General features: G+C 69.4%; 18 protein-coding genes. 15 read left to right on the top strand and 3 right to left on the bottom strand.

The genetic code is table 11. From position 1 onward, the window contains the following. The first annotated feature begins 1 nt into the window (after window position 1). The 5 genes from RBS60_RS18225 to RBS60_RS18245 all read left to right on the top strand — a co-directional run bounded on the left by RBS60_RS18225 (window position 2) and on the right by RBS60_RS18245 (window position 6,417). Complete coding sequence (locus tag RBS60_RS18225) at window positions 2-1,693, top strand: ribonuclease J (protein ID WP_307958962.1); 1,692 nt, start codon at window positions 2-4, stop codon at window positions 1,691-1,693. An 83-nt stretch (window positions 1,694-1,776) separates the two neighbouring features. Further along, window positions 1,777-4,728, top strand: a complete 2,952-nt coding sequence (locus RBS60_RS18230; protein ID WP_307958963.1) for a DNA translocase FtsK — start codon at window positions 1,777-1,779, stop codon at window positions 4,726-4,728. Between the two features lie 9 nt (window positions 4,729-4,737). After that, a complete protein-coding gene (pgsA, locus tag RBS60_RS18235) occupies window positions 4,738-5,331 on the top strand; it encodes a CDP-diacylglycerol--glycerol-3-phosphate 3-phosphatidyltransferase (RefSeq protein ID WP_307958964.1) in 594 nt (197 codons plus the stop codon). A gap of 5 nt (window positions 5,332-5,336) precedes the next feature. After that, window positions 5,337-5,837 carry a CinA family protein gene (locus tag RBS60_RS18240; protein ID WP_307958965.1) on the top strand — a complete coding sequence of 167 codons (501 nt, stop codon included), beginning with the start codon at window positions 5,337-5,339 and terminating at the stop codon, window positions 5,835-5,837. A 154-nt stretch (window positions 5,838-5,991) separates the two neighbouring features. After that, window positions 5,992-6,417 carry a helix-turn-helix transcriptional regulator gene (locus RBS60_RS18245; protein WP_307958966.1) on the top strand — a complete coding sequence of 142 codons (426 nt, stop codon included), beginning with the start codon at window positions 5,992-5,994 and terminating at the stop codon, window positions 6,415-6,417. Window positions 6,418-6,508: 91 nt separating this feature from the next. Here RBS60_RS18245 and RBS60_RS18250 read toward each other — a convergent pair whose 3' ends face one another. Beyond that, window positions 6,509-6,973, bottom strand: coding sequence for a MarR family transcriptional regulator (locus tag RBS60_RS18250; RefSeq protein WP_307958967.1), 465 nt, complete (start codon window positions 6,971-6,973; stop codon window positions 6,509-6,511). A gap of 61 nt (window positions 6,974-7,034) precedes the next feature. On the opposite strand from RBS60_RS18250, the gene RBS60_RS18255 reads away from it, so the two are divergent. The 7 genes from RBS60_RS18255 (at window position 7,035) to dapF (ending at window position 14,108) form a co-directional block, all read left to right on the top strand. Then, window positions 7,035-7,256 carry a DUF3046 domain-containing protein gene (locus tag RBS60_RS18255; protein WP_307958968.1) on the top strand — a complete coding sequence of 74 codons (222 nt, stop codon included), beginning with the start codon at window positions 7,035-7,037 and terminating at the stop codon, window positions 7,254-7,256. Between the two features lie 212 nt (window positions 7,257-7,468). Further along, window positions 7,469-8,524 carry a recombinase RecA gene (recA, locus tag RBS60_RS18260; RefSeq protein WP_307958969.1) on the top strand — a complete coding sequence of 352 codons (1,056 nt, stop codon included), beginning with the start codon at window positions 7,469-7,471 and terminating at the stop codon, window positions 8,522-8,524. Beyond that, window positions 8,525-9,085: a regulatory protein RecX gene (locus RBS60_RS18265; RefSeq protein ID WP_307958970.1), complete on the top strand. Its 561-nt coding sequence runs from the start codon at window positions 8,525-8,527 to the stop codon at window positions 9,083-9,085. Window positions 9,086-9,162: 77 nt separating this feature from the next. After that, window positions 9,163-10,524 carry a lytic transglycosylase domain-containing protein gene (locus RBS60_RS18270; RefSeq protein ID WP_307958971.1) on the top strand — a complete coding sequence of 454 codons (1,362 nt, stop codon included), beginning with the start codon at window positions 9,163-9,165 and terminating at the stop codon, window positions 10,522-10,524. A gap of 81 nt (window positions 10,525-10,605) precedes the next feature. Further along, entirely contained in the window at window positions 10,606-12,141 is a 1,536-nt protein-coding gene (miaB, locus tag RBS60_RS18275) for a tRNA (N6-isopentenyl adenosine(37)-C2)-methylthiotransferase MiaB (RefSeq protein ID WP_307958972.1), read from the top strand. Between the two features lie 66 nt (window positions 12,142-12,207). Beyond that, window positions 12,208-13,170: a tRNA (adenosine(37)-N6)-dimethylallyltransferase MiaA gene (gene miaA / locus RBS60_RS18280; protein ID WP_307959031.1), complete on the top strand. Its 963-nt coding sequence runs from the start codon at window positions 12,208-12,210 to the stop codon at window positions 13,168-13,170. Beyond that, window positions 13,167-14,108, top strand: a complete 942-nt coding sequence (dapF, locus tag RBS60_RS18285) for a diaminopimelate epimerase (protein WP_307958973.1) — start codon at window positions 13,167-13,169, stop codon at window positions 14,106-14,108. Before miaA ends, dapF begins: the two co-directional genes overlap by 4 nt. A gap of 40 nt (window positions 14,109-14,148) precedes the next feature. Here dapF and RBS60_RS18290 read toward each other — a convergent pair whose 3' ends face one another. Further along, a complete protein-coding gene (locus tag RBS60_RS18290; RefSeq protein ID WP_307958974.1) occupies window positions 14,149-14,760 on the bottom strand; it encodes a methyltransferase in 612 nt (203 codons plus the stop codon). A 347-nt stretch (window positions 14,761-15,107) separates the two neighbouring features. Between RBS60_RS18290 and hflX the strand changes: the two genes are divergently transcribed. Then, window positions 15,108-16,769, top strand: coding sequence for a GTPase HflX (hflX, locus tag RBS60_RS18295; protein ID WP_307958975.1), 1,662 nt, complete (start codon window positions 15,108-15,110; stop codon window positions 16,767-16,769). Further along, window positions 16,762-18,957 carry an ATP-dependent DNA helicase gene (locus tag RBS60_RS18300; RefSeq protein WP_307958976.1) on the top strand — a complete coding sequence of 732 codons (2,196 nt, stop codon included), beginning with the start codon at window positions 16,762-16,764 and terminating at the stop codon, window positions 18,955-18,957. Before hflX ends, RBS60_RS18300 begins: the two co-directional genes overlap by 8 nt. 13 nt (window positions 18,958-18,970) lie before the next feature. Here RBS60_RS18300 and lexA read toward each other — a convergent pair whose 3' ends face one another. Next, window positions 18,971-19,678: a transcriptional repressor LexA gene (gene lexA / locus RBS60_RS18305; RefSeq protein WP_374049310.1), complete on the bottom strand. Its 708-nt coding sequence runs from the start codon at window positions 19,676-19,678 to the stop codon at window positions 18,971-18,973. Window positions 19,679-20,027: 349 nt separating this feature from the next. Here lexA and RBS60_RS18310 point away from each other — a divergent pair, with 349 nt between their 5' ends. Then, window positions 20,028-20,399 carry a LysM peptidoglycan-binding domain-containing protein gene (locus RBS60_RS18310; RefSeq protein ID WP_307958977.1) on the top strand — a complete coding sequence of 124 codons (372 nt, stop codon included), beginning with the start codon at window positions 20,028-20,030 and terminating at the stop codon, window positions 20,397-20,399. Window positions 20,400-20,431: the final 32 nt, after the last annotated feature.

Consider the following 20,431-nt stretch of genomic DNA (forward strand, 5'->3'; position numbering starts at 1 on the left):
CATGACCCAACGAGCCCTGTCCGTCCTCACCACTCCGCCCCGGCTCCCGTCGGGGACACTGCGGGTTGTCCCGCTCGGCGGACTTGGTGAGGTCGGGCGGAACATGGCCGTCTTCGAGATCGAGGGCAAGCTCCTCGTCGTCGACTGCGGCGTCCTCTTCCCCGAGGAGACGCAGCCCGGCGTCGACCTCATCCTCCCGGACTTCTCGTACATCGAGGACCGCATCGACGACATCCTCGCCGTCGTGCTGACCCACGGCCACGAGGACCACATCGGCGGCGTGCCGTACCTCCTGCGCCGCCGCCGGAACATCCCCCTCGTCGGTTCGCAGCTCACGCTCGCGCTCGTCGAGGCGAAGCTCGCCGAGCACCGCATCACTCCCGTGCTGCGCATCGTCGAGGAAGGGCAGGTCCTCGACTTCGGCCCGTTCCAGACCGAGTTCGTGGCAGTGAACCACTCGATCCCGGATGCGCTCGCGGTGTTCATCCGCACCGCGGGCGGGACCGTGCTCCACACTGGCGACTTCAAGATGGACCAGCTGCCGCTCGACGGTCGTATTACCGACCTGCGCCACTTCGCTCGCCTGGGCGAGGAAGGCGTGGACCTGTTCATGGCCGACTCGACGAATGCGGACGTCCCCGGCTTCACCACCGCGGAGAAGGAGATCGGCCCCACGCTGGACCGCCTCTTCGGGCAGGCCCGCAAGCGCATCATCGTGGCGAGCTTCTCCTCGCACGTCCACCGCGTGCAGCAGGTGCTCGACGCCGCGCACCACCACGGCCGCAAGGTTGCCTTCGTGGGTCGGTCGATGGTGCGCAACATGGGCATCGCCTCGAAGCTGGGCTACCTCGACGTGCCCCCGGGCATCCTTGTCGACGTCAAGGCGATCGACAGCATCCCGGACCACCGCCTCGTGCTCATGTCGACCGGATCGCAGGGCGAGCCGATGGCAGCCCTGTCACGGATGGCGAATGGCGACCACCGCGTCCAGGTGGGTGAGGGCGACATGGTGATCCTCGCGTCGTCGCTCATCCCGGGCAACGAGAACGCCGTCTTCCGCGTGATCAACGGCCTCCTCAAGCTCGGCGCGGCCGTGATCCACAAGGGGATGGCCAAGGTGCACGTCTCGGGCCACGCGGCGGCCGGCGAGCTCCTCTACTGCTACAACATCGTGGAGCCCCTCAACGCGATGCCCGTGCATGGCGAGACCCGCCATCTCATCGCCAACGGCAACCTCGCGCTCGAGACGGGCATGGAGCCTGAGAGTGTCATCCTTGCGGACAACGGCACGGTGGTGGACCTCGCCGACGGCGTCGCGAAGATCGTCGGCCAGGTCGAGGTCGGCTTCGTCTACGTCGACGGCAGCAGCGTCGGAGAGATCACCGACGTCGACCTCAAGGACCGCCGCATCCTCGGCGAGGAGGGGTTCATCTCGGTCATCACCGTGGTGAACCGCTCGACGGGCAAGGTCGTCTCGGGTCCCGAGATCCACGCCCGCGGTGTGGCCGAGGATGATTCGGTGTTCGACGAGATCATCCCGAAGATCAACCAGGCCCTCGAGGAGGCCATCCTCGCCAAGTCGGACCACACGGCCCACCAGCTGCAGCAGGTGGTTCGCCGCGTGATCGGCACCTGGGTCGCCCGCAAGCTGCGCCGCAAACCGATGATCATCCCCGTGATCCTCGAGGCCTGATCCAGCAGGATCGGGCGAGCTCAAGGCCGCCGCTCCCGTGGATATCCGCGGAGGCGGCGGCCTTTCGCGATACGGTGGCCAATATGGCGACTCGTACCTCTCCCACGCCACCGACCCGGTCGAACCCCTCACGGCCGGCCCCGCGGTCGAACCAGGCCACCGGCGCAAAGGCGGGCGGCCGGTCCGGCGGCGCGGCAACCCGGGGCAAGACGGGCAGGGGAAGCACGACGTCGCGCGGGGTCACCACGACCGACACAGGCCAGCCGTGGCTCGCCCGCGTGATCGGCGGCGCGTGGGGTGCCCTCGCCCACGCCGTCGGGGGAGGGGCGCGCCGCATCGGGACCGATGTGAGTGACATCGACCCCAGTGAACGCCGCGACGGCGCGGCACTGTTCAACCTGGTCCTCGCCGTGTTCGTGGCCACCTTCGCCTGGTGGGGCTGGACGGGCTGGTTCCCGGACGCGGTCTACGCGGTGGTCAACGGGACCTTCGGGTGGGTCTCACTGCTCCTGCCGCTCATGCTCGGTGTGTGTGCGTTCCGGCTGTTCCGCAAGCCGGAGGACCACCGGGGCAACAACCGCGTGGGCATTGGGTTCCTCGTCATGACGTTCGCCGCGACTGGCCTCGCGCACGTGTTCGGCGGCCTCCCCTCGGCGGTCAACGGCTTTGACGGACTCCGTGCGGCCGGCGGCATGCTCGGTTTCCTCGCCGCCTCCCTGCTCGCAGCGATCCATCCCGCGGTTCCCGTCGTCATCTACTCCGTGCTCGTGTTCATCTCGGTCCTCATCGTCACCGCAACTCCGTTCGCCGCGATACCGAGGCGCATCCGTTCCTCGTGGGAGCACCTCATGGGGCTCGACCTGCCCCCCGAGGAGCAGGACGGGCATGACCGCAGCTACCTGTACGACTCGGAGCGCCGAGCCAAGGACGCCCGCGAGAAGCCCAAGAGGCGTCGCCTGTTCGGGAAGGACCGGGACGACCAGGACGGGCGCCCCGAGGGATTCGCCGGGGACGAGCCCTACGAGCGGGCCGTCGTCGAGGACGCGGACGCGACAGCGCCAACGGCCGCGATGCCTGCCCCCGGGCGGTCCCAGGCCGAGGCCGCCATCCAGAAGATCCGGGCCGCGCAGGGGCGCGGCAACGCCGCGGCCTCCAGCGCAGGGACCGCCGGTGATGGCGCTGTCGGAGACGTCACCGAAGCGATCCCCACCGTGGGACTGCCGACGCCGAACCCAGGAGCATCGACGGGCGCCCCGCAGATCCACGTGCCCTCGACGCCCGTGGCACCGACGCCCCCGCCGACGCCGATCCCGCAGCGCACCGAACAGCTCCAGCTCTCGGGCGACGTCGCGTATACCCTGCCGCAGTCCGACTTCCTGGTCCAGGGGTCCGCGCCGAAGGAACGGACCGAGGCCAACGACGTCGTCGTCGCGGCCCTGACCGACACGCTGACGCAATTCAACGTCGACGCAGAGGTGACGGGCTTCTCGCGCGGCCCGACAGTGACGCGCTACGAGATCGAGCTCTCGCCCGGCACGAAGGTCGAGAAGGTCACGGCACTGAGCAAGAACATCGCGTATGCCGTGGCAAGCTCTGACGTGCGCATCCTGAGCCCGATCCCAGGCAAGAGCGCGATCGGCATCGAGATCCCGAACGCGGACCGCGAGACGGTCTCGCTGGGGGACGTCCTGCGAAGTCAGAACGCCCGCCGCACAGAGCATCCCATGGTGATGGGCGTGGGCAAGGACGTCGAGGGCGGCTACGTCGTCGCGAACCTCGCCAAGATGCCCCACCTCCTCGTCGCCGGCGCGACCGGAGCCGGCAAGTCCTCGTTCGTGAACTCCATGATCACCTCGATCCTCATGCGCTCCACTCCGGATGAGGTGCGCATGGTCATGGTCGATCCCAAGCGCGTCGAGCTCACCGCCTACGAGGGCGTCCCGCACCTCATCACCCCGATCATCACGAACCCGAAGAAGGCCGCAGAGGCCCTCCAATGGGTGGTGCGCGAGATGGACGCACGCTACGACGATCTGGCCAACTACGGCTTCAAGCACATCGACGACTTCAACAAGGCCGTGCGGGCGGGCAAGGTCATTCCGCCGGCGGGGTCCGAGCGGAAGGTGCGCCCGTACCCGTACCTGCTGATCATCGTCGATGAGCTCGCGGACCTCATGATGGTCGCCCCCCGGGACGTCGAGGACTCGATCGTCCGCATCACGCAGCTTGCCCGAGCGGCCGGCATCCACCTCGTCCTGGCGACCCAGCGGCCCTCGGTCGACGTCGTGACTGGCCTCATCAAGGCCAATGTGCCCTCGCGCATGGCGTTCGCCACCTCCTCGGTCACGGACTCCCGCGTCGTCCTCGACCAGCCGGGCGCCGAGAAGCTCATCGGCCAGGGTGACGCGCTCTTCCTCCCGATGGGCGCGTCGAAGCCCATGCGCGTCCAAGGCGCGTGGGTGTCCGAGTCCGAGATCCACAAGGTCGTCGAACACGTCAAGGGCCAGCTCAAGGTCACGTACCGCGACGACGTTGCGGTCGAGGCCGAGAAGAAGCAGATCGATGAGGAAATCGGAGACGACCTCGAAGTGCTCCTCCAGGCCACTGAACTCGTCGTGACCAGCCAGTTCGGGTCGACGTCCATGCTGCAGCGCAAGCTCCGCGTGGGCTTCGCGAAGGCCGGACGGCTCATGGACCTCCTCGAGAGCCGAGGCGTCGTCGGTCCGTCCGAGGGCTCCAAGGCCCGCGACGTGCTCGTCAAGCCCGACGACCTGCCCGCCGTGCTGGCCGCGCTGCGGGGCCAGGACGCGCCGTCGTCCGCGGAGGACCCAGCGGCGAGCCATTCCGCGCACGCGCTGGCCGACAACGCCAGCGCCAACCACCACACGGGTGAGTACGAGGTCGCCTCGCCCTACGCCGAGGACCTCGTTGCGAAAGACCTCGACGCGCGCACCGAGGCGATCGACTACCACGACGGTTCGGACGGCGACGATGACGACGGCGGCGAAGACGCATGGCACCTCACCGGACGCTAGGCTGAGACGGTGACCAGCCCGACGTCGGCATCCTCCCCGCAGTTGTGGAACGTGCCGAACATCCTCACCATGCTCCGGATCGTCCTCGTCCCCTTCTTCATCTGGTCCTTCCTGGCCGACAGCTCGCAGCATGGGGTCCTGCGTTGGATCGCGTTCATCCTGTTCGCTGTGGCCATCTACACGGACCAGTTGGACGGGGCGATCGCCCGAAAGCGCAACCTCATCACCGACTTCGGCAAGATCGCCGATCCCATTGCCGACAAGCTCCTCACCGGATCCGCGCTCGTGCTGCTCTCGGTGCTGGGCGAACTGCCGTGGTGGATCACTGTGCTGATCCTCGTGCGCGAGTGGGGGATCACCGCATTGCGGTTCGTCGTGATCCGGTACGGGGTGATGCCGGCCTCGCAGGGCGGGAAGCTCAAGACCGTGCTCCAGACCGTCGGCATCCTGCTGTACCTCTTCCCCCTCACCCCGGGGACGCCGGTGCTGTCCGCGATCGCGTTCTGGATCATGGTGCTCGCCCTGGCCGTGACCGTGCTGACGGGGCTCGACTACGTCGTCAAGGCGGTCCGGCTCCGTGCTAGCGCCCTCCGTGGCCAGTGACGCACATGGAACCGGAGGCGAGCACGACGGCGCGTGAGGTCGTCGAGGCGTTCATCGCACGGGGCTCGACGGCGGCCACCGCCGAATCGCTCACGGCGGGACTTGTCGTGGCAGGCCTGGCAGACATCCCGGGCGCATCCGCGATGCTGCGCGGCGGCGTCGTGAGCTACGCGAGCGGGGTGAAGGCAGATGTCCTGGGGGTGTCCCGCGATCTCCTCGCGGAGGCGGGGTCCGTGGATGCCGAGGTCGCCCGGCAGATGGCCGACGGCGCGCGGCGGGTGTGCGGCGCGGACTACGCCGTGGCCACCACCGGCGCGGCGGGCCCTGAGCCGCATGACGGCAAGCCGGTCGGGACGGTGTTCGTGGCGGTATCGGGTCCGCGGGGCACCACCGTGGAGGGCTACGCGTTCGACGGCGACCGGCAGGCCATCCGGGCGGCCGCGACCCGGGCGGCCTTCGCCCGGCTGCTGGCATCATTTCGCGCGGACGGCAAAAACTCGGAGTGAGCTGTGAATTCGCTGGGGCGAACGGCAGGCGGGGAACAATGCGCTGTGCCCAAGAGTTGTGAATAGTGTCGTCAACCGTAGGCGGCACCACTAGGATGTTTCACACGGAGCCCCGGAGAGCGGGGAGCCCGAGCCAAGGAGCGCATCGATACACATGGTAAAGCAGCCCGTATCCGTCAACGGCGTCGTGCGCTGGCGTGATGTGGGCGTGGCTGGCATCGGCAAGCAGGAACAGAAGGAGCGCAAGATGGTTGTTCTGCGTCATGAGATCGGAGACGTCCTCCGCGACGTCCGTCAGCGCCAGGGCCGTACGCTCCGTGAAGTCTCGCACAACGCGCGTGTGTCTCTCGGCTACCTGAGCGAGGTTGAGCGCGGCCAGAAGGAAGCCTCGTCTGAGCTGCTCTCGTCCATCTGCTCGGCACTCGATGTGCCGCTCTCGGTGATGCTTCGCGAGGTGAGCGACCGGGTCGCTGTCGCCGAGGGCATCACCATCCCCGACACCGTGCCGCAGGAGTTCGCCCAGCGGTACGGACGGGACATCAACACGGATTTCGACGCCGAGCTGTCCAAGATCGGCTGACGTCACCCTGATCGGGGAGGGCCGGGCGCGCAGCGCCCGGCCCTTTCTGCCTGCCGGGACCTTTCTGCGTGCCGGGCCAGGAGGCGCCCGGTCAACGGCGGGGGCTGAAGGCCTCATTGAGCCGGCGGAGATAGCGGGCGAGCTCGGCGAGCTCATCCGGCTCCCACGATGCGAGCCGGTCGGCGAAGAACTCGTGGCGGCGCCCCTTGAGCTCCTCGATGTGACTCCGACCAGTGGGCGTGAGGGTGACCTGCTGGGCGCGGCCGTCGCGGGGATCGGCATCCTTGGCCACAAGTCCGATCTCCTCCAACAAGGCGATCTGCCGGCTCACAGTGGGCTTCCCAACGCCCACGGTCGCGGCAAGGTCCGTCACGCGCTGCGGGCCCTCCCGGTCGAGGATGGTCAGCAGCCCGTACGCCGCGGGGTCGAGGTCAGGATGCAGATCGCGGGAGAGGCCGAGAGAGGCCGCGCGGCTTCGCCGCCAGAAGACGCCGAGCTGCTGTTCGACGTCGCCGAGGGCATCATCGAACTCACCGGACACGCGTGGGGCGGGCATGCCTTCATCTTAGGGCGCACCTCAGGGCAGCGGCCGCTGAGGGATGGGGGACAATAGACGGGTGCGGAACAGTGACTTCTGGCGGCTCATGGATGACGAATTCGGCTCGGGCTATGCCCACGTGCTCGCGTCCTCCGCCGTCTTGGCAGCGGTCGGAGGCCGTACCGCTGAGGAAGCACTCAAGGCGGGCGTCCACCCGCGCAGCGTGTGGCTCGCGGTGTGCGATCTCCAGGATGTCCCGGCAGAGCGCCGTCTCGGCCAGGACCGGCCCCTCAAGGATTGAAACGGCAGCGACACGCCGCAAGGGATTCGAAGATGTGTTCGGAACAGCGGTAATCTCTTCCATAGAGGGCTCCACGTGCGAAGTGCGCCGAATTGTCCACATAGGACGGTCCAAGGCTTCTACTGTCGGTGGGCCTCGGTAGCGTGAGCGGCATGGAGACGCGGCAGGCAGGACAGGGCGCTGCCGCGAAGGACCAGACCCGGAGGTAGACCATGGCAGCATCATCGACGCCGGAGCGCCAGAAGGCACTCGAGGCGGCACTCGCCCAGATCGACAAGCAGTTCGGCAAGGGCTCGATCATGCGTCTCGGGGATGACACCCGCGCGCCGATCGAGGTCATCCCCACCGGCTCCATCGCGCTCGACGTCGCGCTCGGCATCGGGGGCCTCCCGCGAGGCCGCGTCGTCGAGATCTATGGACCTGAATCTTCGGGTAAGACGACCGTCGCGCTCCATGCGGTGGCCAATGCGCAGCGGGCCGGCGGGATCGCGGCCTTCATCGACGCCGAGCACGCCCTTGATCCGGAGTACGCGGCCAAGCTCGGCGTGGACACCGATGCGCTGCTCGTCTCCCAGCCGGACACAGGTGAGCAGGCGCTCGAGATCATGGACATGCTGGTGGGCTCTGGCTCTATCGACATCGTCGTGATCGACTCCGTGGCGGCCCTCGTGCCACGCGCCGAGATCGAGGGCGAGATGGGGGACAGCCACGTCGGCCTTCAGGCCCGGCTCATGAGCCAGGCCCTCCGCAAGGTCACAGGCCGGCTCAACCAGACCAAGACCACCGCGATCTTCATCAACCAGCTCCGCGAGAAGATCGGCGTCTTCTTCGGCTCCCCGGAGACCACGACCGGCGGCAAGGCGCTCAAGTTCTACGCCTCAGTCCGCATCGACGTCCGCCGGATCCAGACGCTCAAGGAAGGCGCCGACTCGGTCGGCAACCGCACCAAGGCCAAGATCGTCAAGAACAAGATGGCCCCGCCCTTCAAGGTGGCGGAGTTCGACATCATCTACGGCCAGGGGATCTCCCGCGAGGGGGGCATCATCGACATGGGCGTCGAGCACGGCATCATCAAGAAGTCCGGCTCGTGGTTCACGTACGACGGCGACCAGCTCGGTCAGGGCATGGAGAACTCCCGCCGCTTCCTGCGTGACAACCCTGAGCTCGCTGAGGAGCTCGAACGGCTCATCAAGGAGAAGCTCGGTGTGGGGGTCCACAAGGAAGCCGACGAGGAGAAGCCGCGCCTGAAGGCTGTCGACGGGGAATAGGTGGCAGAGCGACGGCGCCGTCAGGCGGCCCCACCGCCCGAGCAGGATCCCGAGGCCAACCCAGAGTCCGTGGCCCGGGCCATCCTGCTCCGGCAACTCACTCTCGGCCCGCGCAGCCGTCTCCAGCTGGAGCGCAAGCTGCGCGAGCGAAATGTGCCGGACGAGGTCTCCGCCACGTTGCTCGAGCGGTTCGAAGACGTCGGACTCGTGGACGATGCCGAATTTGCACGGATGTGGGTGCGCTCGCGCGGAGAGATGAAGTCGCTCGGCCGTGGTGCGCTGCGACGGGAGCTGAACGAGAAGGGCATCAAGGGCGACGTGGCCGAGGATGCCCTCGACGAGCTGACCCCCGAAGCTGAGGAGGCGGCTGCGAGGAGTCTTCTGGCCCGGCGGGCCCGTCCGTTCGACCGACGGGATCCTGCCGCGCGCGACAAGGAGCTCCGCCGGCTCGTGGGCATGCTGGCCAGGAAGGGCCATGCCCCCGGTTTCGCGTTCCGGCTGGCGGCCGAGGCGCTCGACGCGGACGCCGACGGCGACGACGCTGGGCCGTCTCCTGGGTGAGTCTGGCGTGTCTGCGTGTTTCCTGAGAATCTTGTGACTAGAGTGACAAATGCGATTACTGCGGTATTCTCGGAGCTGTGCGATCTGGGCGGAAGTTCGTGGTGGGCCGGCGTTTCGGCTCTATCCGCTCTGCGCTGGTCGTAGCTGTTTCACTCGCATGCGTTGCCCCCGCCGGGCTGTCGACTGCCGTCGCCGACGATGGTCCGCCCTCGGGCTACCCGACGTGGGCCGACGTCCAGGCGGCCAAGGCCAGCGTTGACTCCACCAAGGCGGAGACGGACAAGATCGGCTCTCTCCTGACAGCGGTCGAGACGACCGCCTCGGACGCCTCGGCCAAGGCAGTCGCTGCTGGAGCGGCCTCGGCAAAGGCGGCACAGGCGGTGAAGGACCAGGAACACGTCGTCGCCGTGCTCGATCAGGAAGCGGCCAAGCGTGCCGGGGAGCGGGACGTCGCCCAGCGCGCCGCCGGGCAGCTTGCTGCTGACTCCTACATGGGCGGAGCGCCCACCGGCCCTATAGAAACCCTCGCCATCCTGGGCCAGCAGGACGGCCTGGGCCGGCTCCAGACCCTTCAGGTCCTCGGCGACCAGACGGCTCAAGCCGTGACCGACTACCGCGTTGCGGCGAATGCGGCTACGGCGGCCGAGCACACGGCGAAGGCCGCCAAGGATGCGCTGGACGACCTCGCCGCAGCCGCTGCCCAGCGTCTCAGTGAAGCCCGGGATGCGCAGAAGCATGCCCAAGATGTCGTGGCCCAGACCCAACAGCATGAGGACACGCTTCTGGCCCAGCTGGCCGACCTCAAGGGAAGCTCGGCATCGGTCGAGCAGGGTTTCCGGGAGGGCCAGGCCGCGCAGGCTGCCTATGAAGCGGCCCAGGAAGCGAAACGGCGCGCCGCCGAGGAGGCCGCAGCGCTGCGCGCCCAGCAACTCGCCCAGCAGCAGCAACAGGCGCTCGCACAGCAGCAGGAAGCGGCCCGGCAGCGTGCTCAGGCGCCCGCGCAGCGCACTGGTGCCGCAGGGGCGGCCAGTTCTGTCGCGGCGGCCCCTGCCGCCCCAGTGGCGGCGCCTGTGGTGGCGCCTCTGGCCGCTGCGCCGCTTCCCGCTGTGAGCCCCGGTGCCGGTGTCGTCAATGACCCGGCCGGGGCACGGGCCTACGCTTCGGGCCAGCTAGGGGGGTACGGCTGGGGCAGCGGAGAGTATGGGTGCCTCGTCAAGCTCTGGAACCAGGAGTCGAGCTGGATGACGGACGCTACCAATCCGTCCAGCGGCGCCTACGGAATCGCCCAGGCGCTTCCGCCCTCCAAGTACTCGACGGCCGGCAGCGATTGGCTCACGAACTATCGCACCCAGATCAACTGGGGCCTGGGCTACATCGCGAACCGCTATGGCAGCCCGTGCAACGCGTGGGCGCACGAAGTCTCGTACAACTGGTACTGAGAACTGGCCGACTGAGACCTCACCGCAGGTTCAAGCGCAAGGTGCGCGACCGCCGTCGGCCGCTACCGGTACCCTTGATGGGTGAGTTCCCCCCTTTCCACTGAGGCGTCTGAGACAGCCGAGGCCACGCCCGAGCCGCGCTCCTATGAGGTGCGCACGTTCGGCTGCCAGATGAACGTCCACGACTCGGAGCGCATGTCCGGCCTCCTCGAAGCCGCCGGCTATGTGCGGGCGCAGGACGGCGCCGATGCGGACGTCGTCGTCTTCAACACGTGCGCGGTGCGCGAGAACGCGGACAACCGCCTCTACGGGAACCTCGGCCAGCTCCGCCCAGTCAAGGAGCGGAACCCGGGCATGCAGATTGCGGTCGGCGGCTGCCTTGCCCAGAAGGACCGCGACACGATTCTGGCGAAGGCGCCTTGGGTCGATGCGGTGTTCGGGACCCACAACGTCGGCGCCCTGCCCGCCCTTCTCGAGCGGGCCCGGCACAACGAGGAGGCCCAGCTGGAGATCCTCGAGTCGCTCGAGGTCTTCCCCTCGACGCTGCCCACCAAGCGCGATTCCGTCTACAGCAGCTGGGTCTCCATCTCGGTGGGCTGCAACAACACCTGCACGTTCTGCATCGTGCCGAGTCTGCGCGGCAAGGAGCGGGACCGACGCCCGGGCGAGATCCTCGCCGAAGTCCAGGCCCTCGTGGACGACGGCGCGATCGAGGTCACGCTCCTGGGCCAGAACGTCAACTCCTACGGCGTCGAGTTCGGCGACCGCCTCGCGTTCGGCAAGCTCCTGCGCGCGTGCGGGCAGATCGAGGGGCTCGAGCGCGTCCGTTTCACGAGTCCCCACCCGGCGGCCTTCACGGACGACGTCATCGAGTCGATGGCCGAGACGCCGAACATCATGCCCCAGCTCCACATGCCTCTCCAGTCGGGCTCGGACAGGGTACTGCGCGAGATGCGCCGGTCCTACCGCAGCGCCAAGTTCCTCGGCATCCTGGACAAGGTCCGCGAACGCATCCCGCACGCGGCGATCACGACCGACATCATCGTGGGCTTCCCGGGCGAGACGGAGGAGGACTTCCAGGCGACGCTGGACGTGGTCGAGCGGGCGAGGTTCTCCAACGCGTTCACGTTCCAGTACTCCCAGCGTCCCGGGACGCCCGCCGCCACGCTGCCCGACCAGCTCCCCAAGGCCGTGGTCCAGGAGCGCTACGAGCGGCTCATCGCCCTCCAGGACCGCATCGCGGCCGAGGAGAACGCGCAGCAGGTGGGCCGGACGATCGAGGTCATGGCAACCGCCCAGGCGGGCCGCAAGGCGGAGGAGACGCATCGCCTCTCGGGCCGCGCGCGCGATAACCGACTCGTGCACTTCTCCGTCCCGGAGGGGGCTCAGGCGCCGCGCCCGGGCGACCTCGTGACGGTGACCGTGACGTCTGCAGCCCCGTTCCACCTCATCGCCGACCCTGCCTCGGCCGCCGACTATGCCCTTCGGCGCTCGCGCGCTGGGGACGCGTGGGACCGTTCGCAGGCCGACTCGTGCGGCGTCCCCTCACCGGGGGCCGGTGGTGCCGGGCCAGCTGTGAGCCTGGGCATGCCGTCGATTCCCCTCCGTTCGGCGTAGCCGGTGCCGCCGAGCGAGGGCGGAGACCAAGGCGCTGCGTACGACGCCGGCCGCGCGCCCGCCGTCGTGCCCGCACCGTCCGTAGGCGGCGCTCCCGCCGTCATCGCGATCGTCGGGCCGACGGGGTCCGGCAAGTCGGACCTCGCGGTCGAGCTGGCCCTCGCGCTCGACGGCGAGGTCGTGAATGCCGACGCCCTCCAGTTCTACCGCGGCATGGACATCGGCACGGCCAAAATCACCCCCGCGGAGCGTCGCGGCGTTCCGCACCACCTCCTCGACGTCCTCGATGTGACGGAGGAGGCGTCCGTGTCGCGATTCCAGGCGTGGGCGCGCGGGGCCATCGCCGACATCCATGCGCGTGGCCGCCGGGCGATCCTCGTGGGCGGCTCGGGCCTGTACGTGCGGGCGGCGCTCGATGTCCTCGAGTTCCCGGGCACCGACCCCACCGTGCGTGCGCGCCTCGAGGCCGAGGCTGAGCGGGACGGCATCGCGCCGCTGCGCGACCGCCTCCGCGCCGTCGACCCCGTCTCGGCCGGGAGGCTCGGCGACACCCGCCGCGTGATCCGTGCCCTCGAGGTCCACGAGCTCACCGGGCGCCCCTTCAGCTCCTTCATGCCCGACCGCCAGTACGCGGCCCCTGCCGTGCAGATCGGCCTCGATCTCGAGCGCGCCGTGCTCCACGAGCGGCTCGCCGCACGCGTCCACCGCATGGCCGACGCCGGCCTCGTCGCCGAGGTGGAACGGCTCGCCTCCGCGGGACTCAGGGAGGGCAGGACGGCATCGCGCGCGCTCGGCTATGGCCAGTTCCTCAGGGTCCTCGACGGGGAGTCCACCCCCGAGCAGGCGGTGGAGGAGACGATTGTCGCGACGCGCCAGTTCGCCCGCCGCCAGCTCACATGGTTCCGCGCCGACCCCCGCGTCCACTGGCTCGACGCCCTGGCCCGAGACGTGGTGGAGCAGGCGCTCGCCCTCGTGCGGGCCGCAGACAAGGGCGACGACCGTGAGGCCGCCGGTAGGCTGGAGCCATGACCGTCTCAGCCCAGTCCGCCCCTGACGTCCTCCACAGCCTCGTCGGCCTGCCTTTCGCGAAGGGCCACGGCACCGGCAACGATTTCGTCCTCGTGGCCGACCCGGCGGGGGACAGGCATCTGGCCGAGGCCGAGGCGGCGGCCCTGTGCGACCGCCACCAAGGGATCGGCGCCGACGGGCTCATCCGCGCCATCCGGTGCCGCGAGCTCCCCGAGGGCGCAGCCATCCTTGCCGAGGAGCCCGCGGCGGAATGGTTCATGGACTACCGCAACGCGGACGGGTCGCTGTCGGAGATGTGCGGCAACGGCGTCCGCGTCTTTGTCGCGTTCCTCCTCGACCAGGGGCTCGTCGAGCTCGCGCCGGGCGAGGTGCTCCCCATCGGAACCCGGGCCGGGGTCAAGCGGGTCGAGCGGCGCGAGGGCGGGTTCGCCGTCGACATGGGGCCGTGGGCCTTCATCGACCCGCAGCAGGCCGAGGCGGTCGCGAGCGACGCGACGGTCGAGGCCGTGGGCCTCGACGTTGCCAGGCCGGCCCTGAGCGTGACGATGGGCAACCCGCACACCGTCGTGGCCCTCGCCGAGCCTGCTGAACTCGAGGCGCTTGGCCTGTATTCGGCGCCTGTGGTCGAGCCCGTGCCGCCGCACGGCACCAATGTTGAGTTCGTCGTTCCCGCCGAGCCACTCGTGAGCGGCGGGGTCGGCAGCATCTCGATGAGGGTGCACGAACGTGGGGTCGGCGAGACCCAGTCGTGCGGAACTGGCGCGTGCGCGGCCGCTGTGGCGATCCGCTACTGGGCAGGTGTCGGCGCCCCCAACCGGTGGGAGGTCGCAGTTCCGGGCGGTACGGTCGGCGTCGCGTTCATCCCCGGCAGCGACGGCCGCGAGCATGTCGAGCTCTCGGGGCCCGCGGTGATCGTGGCCCACGGGCTTCTGGGTTAGAGATAAGAAGGGCGCCGCCCGCAGTTCGAAGCCCGCAGCCTCAGCGGGTGCGGGTGACCACGAGCACCCGGAAGCCTTTCGACGTCGCCGCCCGTGCGACGTCGTACGCGTCACCGAGCTCCTGGGCGAGCCACAGGGCAAGGGAGTCGGAGCCGAGGTTCTTCTGCACCACGAGCCAGGCCTCGCCGCCCACGATGAGCCGCGGCAGCCACGTCGTGAGCAGCTCGTGGAGCGCGGCCTTGCCGATGCGGATCGGTGGATTGGACCAGATGGTCCCGAAACGCACCTCCGGGCCGACGGCTTCGGGCAGCTCAGGGGCAACGTTGTCCAGGCCCAGGAGCGCGGCGTTCTCGCCCGTGAGGGACAGGCTGCGGGTGTTGACGTCCACGGCGTGGACGGTCGCGGCCGGGGAACGGAGGGCCATCGTGAGCGCAATCGGGCCCCATCCGCAGCCGATGTCCAGCAGATGGCCCTCGGCCGCGGGGGCGGGCGCCTCCGCCAAGAGGACCGCGGTGCCCTTGTCGATCCCGTCGGGACTGAAGATGCCGCCCGCGGTGCGCAGTGTCACCTCGCGGCCGTCGAGCACCACGCGGAGCGGCCGGCGTACGTCCGGCACGCCCGGTTCGGCAGTGAAGTAGTGGGCCTGGTCCATAGGCATCCAGCGTAGCGCCAGCGCAGCGTCGAACCGGCCCGGGCAGATGCCTCCACGGCGGGACCTGCCCCTTGGCGCGTCCGCTACAATGGATGGCATGCTGTTCTTCAACTGACGCCGTGTGCACTCCGCCGCCGATGCCGCCCTGAGGGGCCGCAGGGGCCGCACCCAGCGATCCAGCCTGCGCCGATGTCCATTCCGGCCGGGACCATGAGCAGACATTCCAAGGAGCTTCAGTGCCACCCGAGCACCGCTCGGGGACCTCTCCGCAGGCCCCCATCCCCACCCCCGACACCGCTGGCACTACCTGCCCGCACTATTCTGGAACTGCATCCGCAAAGGAGACCATGACCCACAACCAGCACTCCGCCGGACCGGCGAGCGAGAAGTCAGCCCGCGAACGCGCCCAGCACACCCCCGACGGCCATACCCCCGACGGTGCCGCGGCTGACGGCGGCGGCCAGCAGGACTTGAGCCCGGCCGACATCCAGGCCGTGATCGACAGGATTCTCGCCAAGGAAGAGGCCGCCAAGGCCAAGGGCGCAGCCCGCGGGGCCGACCCGGCTACCCGCAATGCCCTCGGAGACGGCAAGGCGCTGGCCATCTCGGACCTCGTGACCGAGCATGGGGACTACGACGGCGACCAGCAGGACCTCGCGGAACGCCGAGCCCTGCGCCGCGTCGCTGGCCTGTCCACCGAGCTCGAGGACGTCACGGAGGTCGAGTACCGGCAGCTCCGCCTCGAGCGGGTGGTCCTTGCGGGGCTCTGGTCCGAGGGCACGCTCGAGGACGCGGAGAATTCGCTCCGCGAGCTCTCCGCCCTCGCCGAGACCGCCGGGTCCGAGGTCCTCGACGGAGTCGTCCAGCGTCGGCAGAAGCCCGACGCCGGAACGTTCCTCGGCTCCGGCAAGGCGCTCGAACTGCGGGACATCGTCGCTGCGACCGGCGCGGACACCGTGGTGGTCGACTCCGAGCTCTCGCCGTCCCAGCGCCGTGGCCTCGAGGACATCGTCAAGGTCAAGGTCATTGACCGGACCGCTCTCATCCTGGACATCTTCGCGCAGCACGCGAAGAGCCGCGAGGGCAAGGCACAGGTCGAGCTCGCCCAGCTCGAGTACCTGCTCCCGCGCCTGCGTGGCTGGGGCGAGTCGATGTCCCGGCAGGCAGGTGGCCGAGTGGGCGCCGCCGGCGGCGGCATCGGCTCCCGTGGTCCCGGTGAGACGAAGATCGAACTCGACCGACGGCGCATCCGCACGCGCATGGCCAAGCTCCGCCGGGAGATCGCGGGCATGAAGCCCGCCCGCGAGACGAAGCGGGCCAACCGCAAGCGCAACGAGATCCCGTCCGTCGCGATCGCCGGCTACACGAACGCGGGCAAGTCCTCCCTCCTGAACCGTCTCACCGACGCTGGGGTCCTCGTGCAGAACGCCCTGTTCGCGACCCTCGACCCCACGGTGCGCAAGGCCGAGACCCCGGACGGGCTCCCGTACACGCTCGCCGACACGGTCGGATTCGTCCGGTCCCTTCCGACGCAGCTGGTCGAGGCCTTCCGCTCCACGCTCGAGGAGGTCGCCGACGCGGATCTCATCCTCCACGTCGTGGACGCCTCTCACCCGGATCCCGAGGGCCAGATCGCTGCCGTCCGCCAGGTCCTGAACGACGTGGACGCGCGCAAGGTGCCCGAGATCATCGTCCTGAACAAGGCCGACGCCGCCGACCCCTTCGTCCTCGAGCGGCTGCGGCAGCGCGAGCCGCGGCACGTCATCGTCTCAGCCCGAACGGGGCTGGGGATCGACGAGCTGAAGGAGGCCATCAGCGACGCCATTCCGCGGCCCGACGTGGTGCTCACGCTCCTCGTGCCGTACAGCCGCGGTGACATCCTCAGCCGGCTCCACACCTCGAGCGCGGAGATCCGGTCGCTCGAGCACGTCGAGGCCGGAACCCGCGTCGACGCCGTGGTCCGGGAGGAGTTCGCGGCCGAGCTGGCGCCGTTCGTGGTCCATGACTGATCCGGCCCGGGCTGATCTGTCGCTGACTGTTCGGTCAGCTGCTCTGCCCTCACCGGCTGTTCCGTCGCCAGCTGGTCCGTCATCCGGGGGAGCGGACGACGGCGGGTACGCCCCCGCCGTCGTCCGCTCACCGTCCAGCCCTGAGCGCTCACCGTCCGGCACGGAGACACCAGCGGACGCTCCGGAGGGCGCGGCGCTCGCGCTGCTGGACACCGCCGTCGCGGCGATGGGCGGGCAGCAGCGCGAGGGGCAGCACGAGATGGCGCGGCAGGTCACGAGGGCCATCGAGGAGGGCCATCATCTCCTCGTCCAAGCGGGCACGGGCACAGGCAAGTCGCTCGCGTACCTTGTGCCGCTCATAGCGCACGCCCAGACAAGCGAGAGGCCGGCTGTGGTGGCCACAGCGACGCTCGCCCTGCAGGCCCAGATCGTGGGCCGCGACCTGCCGCGGCTGCTCGAGGCGATCACGCCCGAGCTCGAAAGGCCCGTCGATGTGGCCCTCGTCAAGGGGCGGTCGAACTATCTGTGCCGGCACAAGCTCGAAGGGGGTTTCCCGACCGAGGAGCCCGCCGAGGGCCAGCTCTTCGCGGTCGGCGAGGATACCGCCGTCGTGCATCCAGGCACGGGGCCGACGACTCAGCTGGGCCGCGAGGTCCAACGTCTGCGCGAGTGGGCCGGCGAGACGGAGACGGGCGACCGCGACGATCTCGTTCCCGGCGTGACCGACCGTGCGTGGCGGCAGGTCTCGGTGACCGCCCTCGAGTGCATCGGCGCCCAGAAGTGTCCCTTCGCCGCCGAGTGCTTCAGCGAGCTCGCGCGGCAGCACGGCGCCGAGGCGGACATCGTCGTGACGAACCACGCCATGCTTGCGATCAACGCGTTCGAGGGGCTCAACGTGCTGCCCGAGTACGACGTCGTGGTGGTCGACGAGGCGCATGAGCTCGCCGACCGGGTCACCGGTGCGGTGAGTGCCCAGCTGTCCGCACAGATGATCCAGGCCGCCGCGTCGAGCGCGCGGAGGCACTGCGCGATTTCCGTCGACGCGCTCCACTCGGCTGCGACCGCCCTCGAACTGTCCCTCACCTCGGCACCGACCGGGCTTCTTCCCCGCGGCCTCAATGAGGAGCAGTCCCAGGATGTGGGCCTTGTCCGGGACGCGTGCCGCGTGGCACTTTCCGAGTCGAAGCCCGGCGACGGGCAGTCGGCCGACGGCGGCCGTCAGATCGCGCGCTCGAGGCTCCTCGAAGTCCTCGAGGTGTGCGAGCGGATCCTCGATGCCGAGGTGAATCGCGAAGTCGTGTGGGTCACGCGCATGGGCGCTCCGGATCCGATCACCGGCTATGCGGCCGCGGACGACAATGGGCCCGCGATGCTGCATATCGCCCCGCTCAACGTCGGGGGGCGCCTGCGCGATGGGCTCTTCGACGGGCACACCGTTGTCCTGACGAGCGCGACCCTTGCGATCGGCTCGGCGTTCGAGCCGACTGCAGGAGGCCTCGGGCTCCTCGGCGCGGGCGCGCCATCCTGGACGGGCGTCGACGTCGGATCACCGTTCGACTACCCCAAGCAGGGCATGCTGTACGTGGCCAGACATCTCCCCAAGCCCGGGCGCGGCGTCTCGCCCGAGGCCCTCGACGAGCTCGCGGCGCTCCTGACGGCCTCTCATGGCGGGGCGCTGTGCCTGTTCTCGTCGCGGCGCGCCGCAGAGGACGCGGCCGAGCAGCTGCGCGCGCGGCTCGGAATGACGATCCTGTGCCAGGGCGAGTCGTCGATGAGCGCCCTCGTGCGGCAGTTCTCCGCCGAGCCGGACACGTGCCTGTTCGGCACGATGTCCCTCTGGCAGGGCGTCGACGTCCCCGGCCAGTCCTGCAGGCTCGTCGTGATCGACCGCATCCCGTTCCCGCGGCCAGACGATCCGCTCATGACGGCGCGCTCGCGCGCAGTCGCCCAAGCGGGCGGGAACGGCTTCATGAGTGTCTCCGCGACCCATGCCGCCGTCAGGCTCGCTCAGGGCGCGGGTCGGCTCATCCGCTCGACGGCGGACCGCGGCGTCGTCGCGGTGCTCGACTCGCGCCTCGCCACCGAACGCTACGGCGCGTTCCTGCGCAGTGCACTGCCGCCGCTGTGGGGAACGACGGACCGGCGCGTCGTCCTCGACGCGCTCGCGCGGCTCGCCCAGGCCGGCTGACGCCCGACGGCGCTTAGACGGACCGGAGGACCGAGACGACCCTGCCCATGACCGTGGCCTGGTCGCCGAGGATGGGCTCGTACTGCGTGTTCTGCGGCAGAAGCCACGTGTGTCCGTCGCGTTGACGGAACGTCTTGACCGTGGCCTCGTCGTCGAGGAGGGCCGCGACGATGTCTCCGTTCTCGGCGCTGTTCTGACGGCGGACGACGACCCAGTCGCCGTCGCAGATCGCGGCGTCGATCATCGAATCGCCCTTGACCTTGAGCATGAAGAGCTCGCCGTAGCCCACGAGCTGCCGGGGGAGGGGCATGACGTCTTCGACGGACTGGTCGGCGAGGATCGGTCCACCGGCGGCGATACGTCCCACGAGCGGAACCATTGCCGTGTCCGCCGCGCTTGCCATGCTCTCGAGCGTCGCGCCGCCCGCTCCGACCAGGGAAGCCGCGCCATCTTCGCTCACGCTCAGCTCGCCCTCGTCGAGGGTCAGCGGCATGAGCACCTCCATGGCACGCGGGCGCTTGGGGTCCCGCCGGAGGTAGCCGAGCTTCTCGAGCTGGCTGAGCTGGTGGGTGACGCTCGAGAGGCTTGCGAGGCCGACCGTGTCGCCGATCTCGCGCATCGACGGCGGATAGCCCTTGACCTGAACCGACCGCTGGATCGTCTCGAGGATCCGCTTCTGGCGCGCGGTCAGTCCCTTCGCTGAGTTGGTCCGTGGTGCCATGCCGCCCCTGCCCCTTCGTCGCAGCCGCCGCGTCCGACGGCGTGCTGGTGGTCTCCGGACCAGAACTGTCGGACCCCCTCGGCACCATGCCTTCATGGCCTTCAAGGGGAACAGCGCTGGATCCGGGTTCGGGCCCGTGCCCGGTGTTGTTCCCACCGTAGGGCAGTTCCGTGCACCTTTCAAACATTTGTTCGAGCGAGTCTGGACATCGCTCGCCGACAGATGCTAAGAAGTATCTAAACGATTCGAAAGTTCATTCGAAAATCGATTGGCTGCAGGGCCCAAAGCTTCGTATAGCTTCGAACCGTCTGGTTCGTCGGGTCGGCGGCAGAGTAGGGGAAGGCACACCATGGCACACACAATCGTCCTCGGCGGGCGTCTCGTTCTGCGGCCGGCCCGGTCCAAGCAGCCGCCCCTGCGGCTCACCCGGCGCGGCCGGATCGTTCTCGTGGTGCTGCCGATGTTCGTGGCCACCCTCGCTCTGCTCGTCGCATGGGCAGGGTTCGCAGCCCCCGCCCGCGCAGGAAGCGAGCATCTCGTGGGGCCGGGAACGGCCGTCACGGTCACCGTCCAGCCGGGAGACTCCCTCTGGACCATCGCGGCGCACCGGGTGCCCGATCAGGACCCGCGGGTGACCATCAGCCAAATCCGCGAGCTCAATGACCTCAGGGGATCGCGGGTGCTGCCGGGCGAGCAGATCATGGTTCCCGTCACCAGCTGATCCGCCCGGTCGGCGCCGCCCAGCTATGCCCC

This window comes from Sinomonas sp. ASV486, from assembly GCF_030908215.1.
Lineage (GTDB): Bacteria > Actinomycetota > Actinomycetes > Actinomycetales > Micrococcaceae > Sinomonas > Sinomonas puerhi.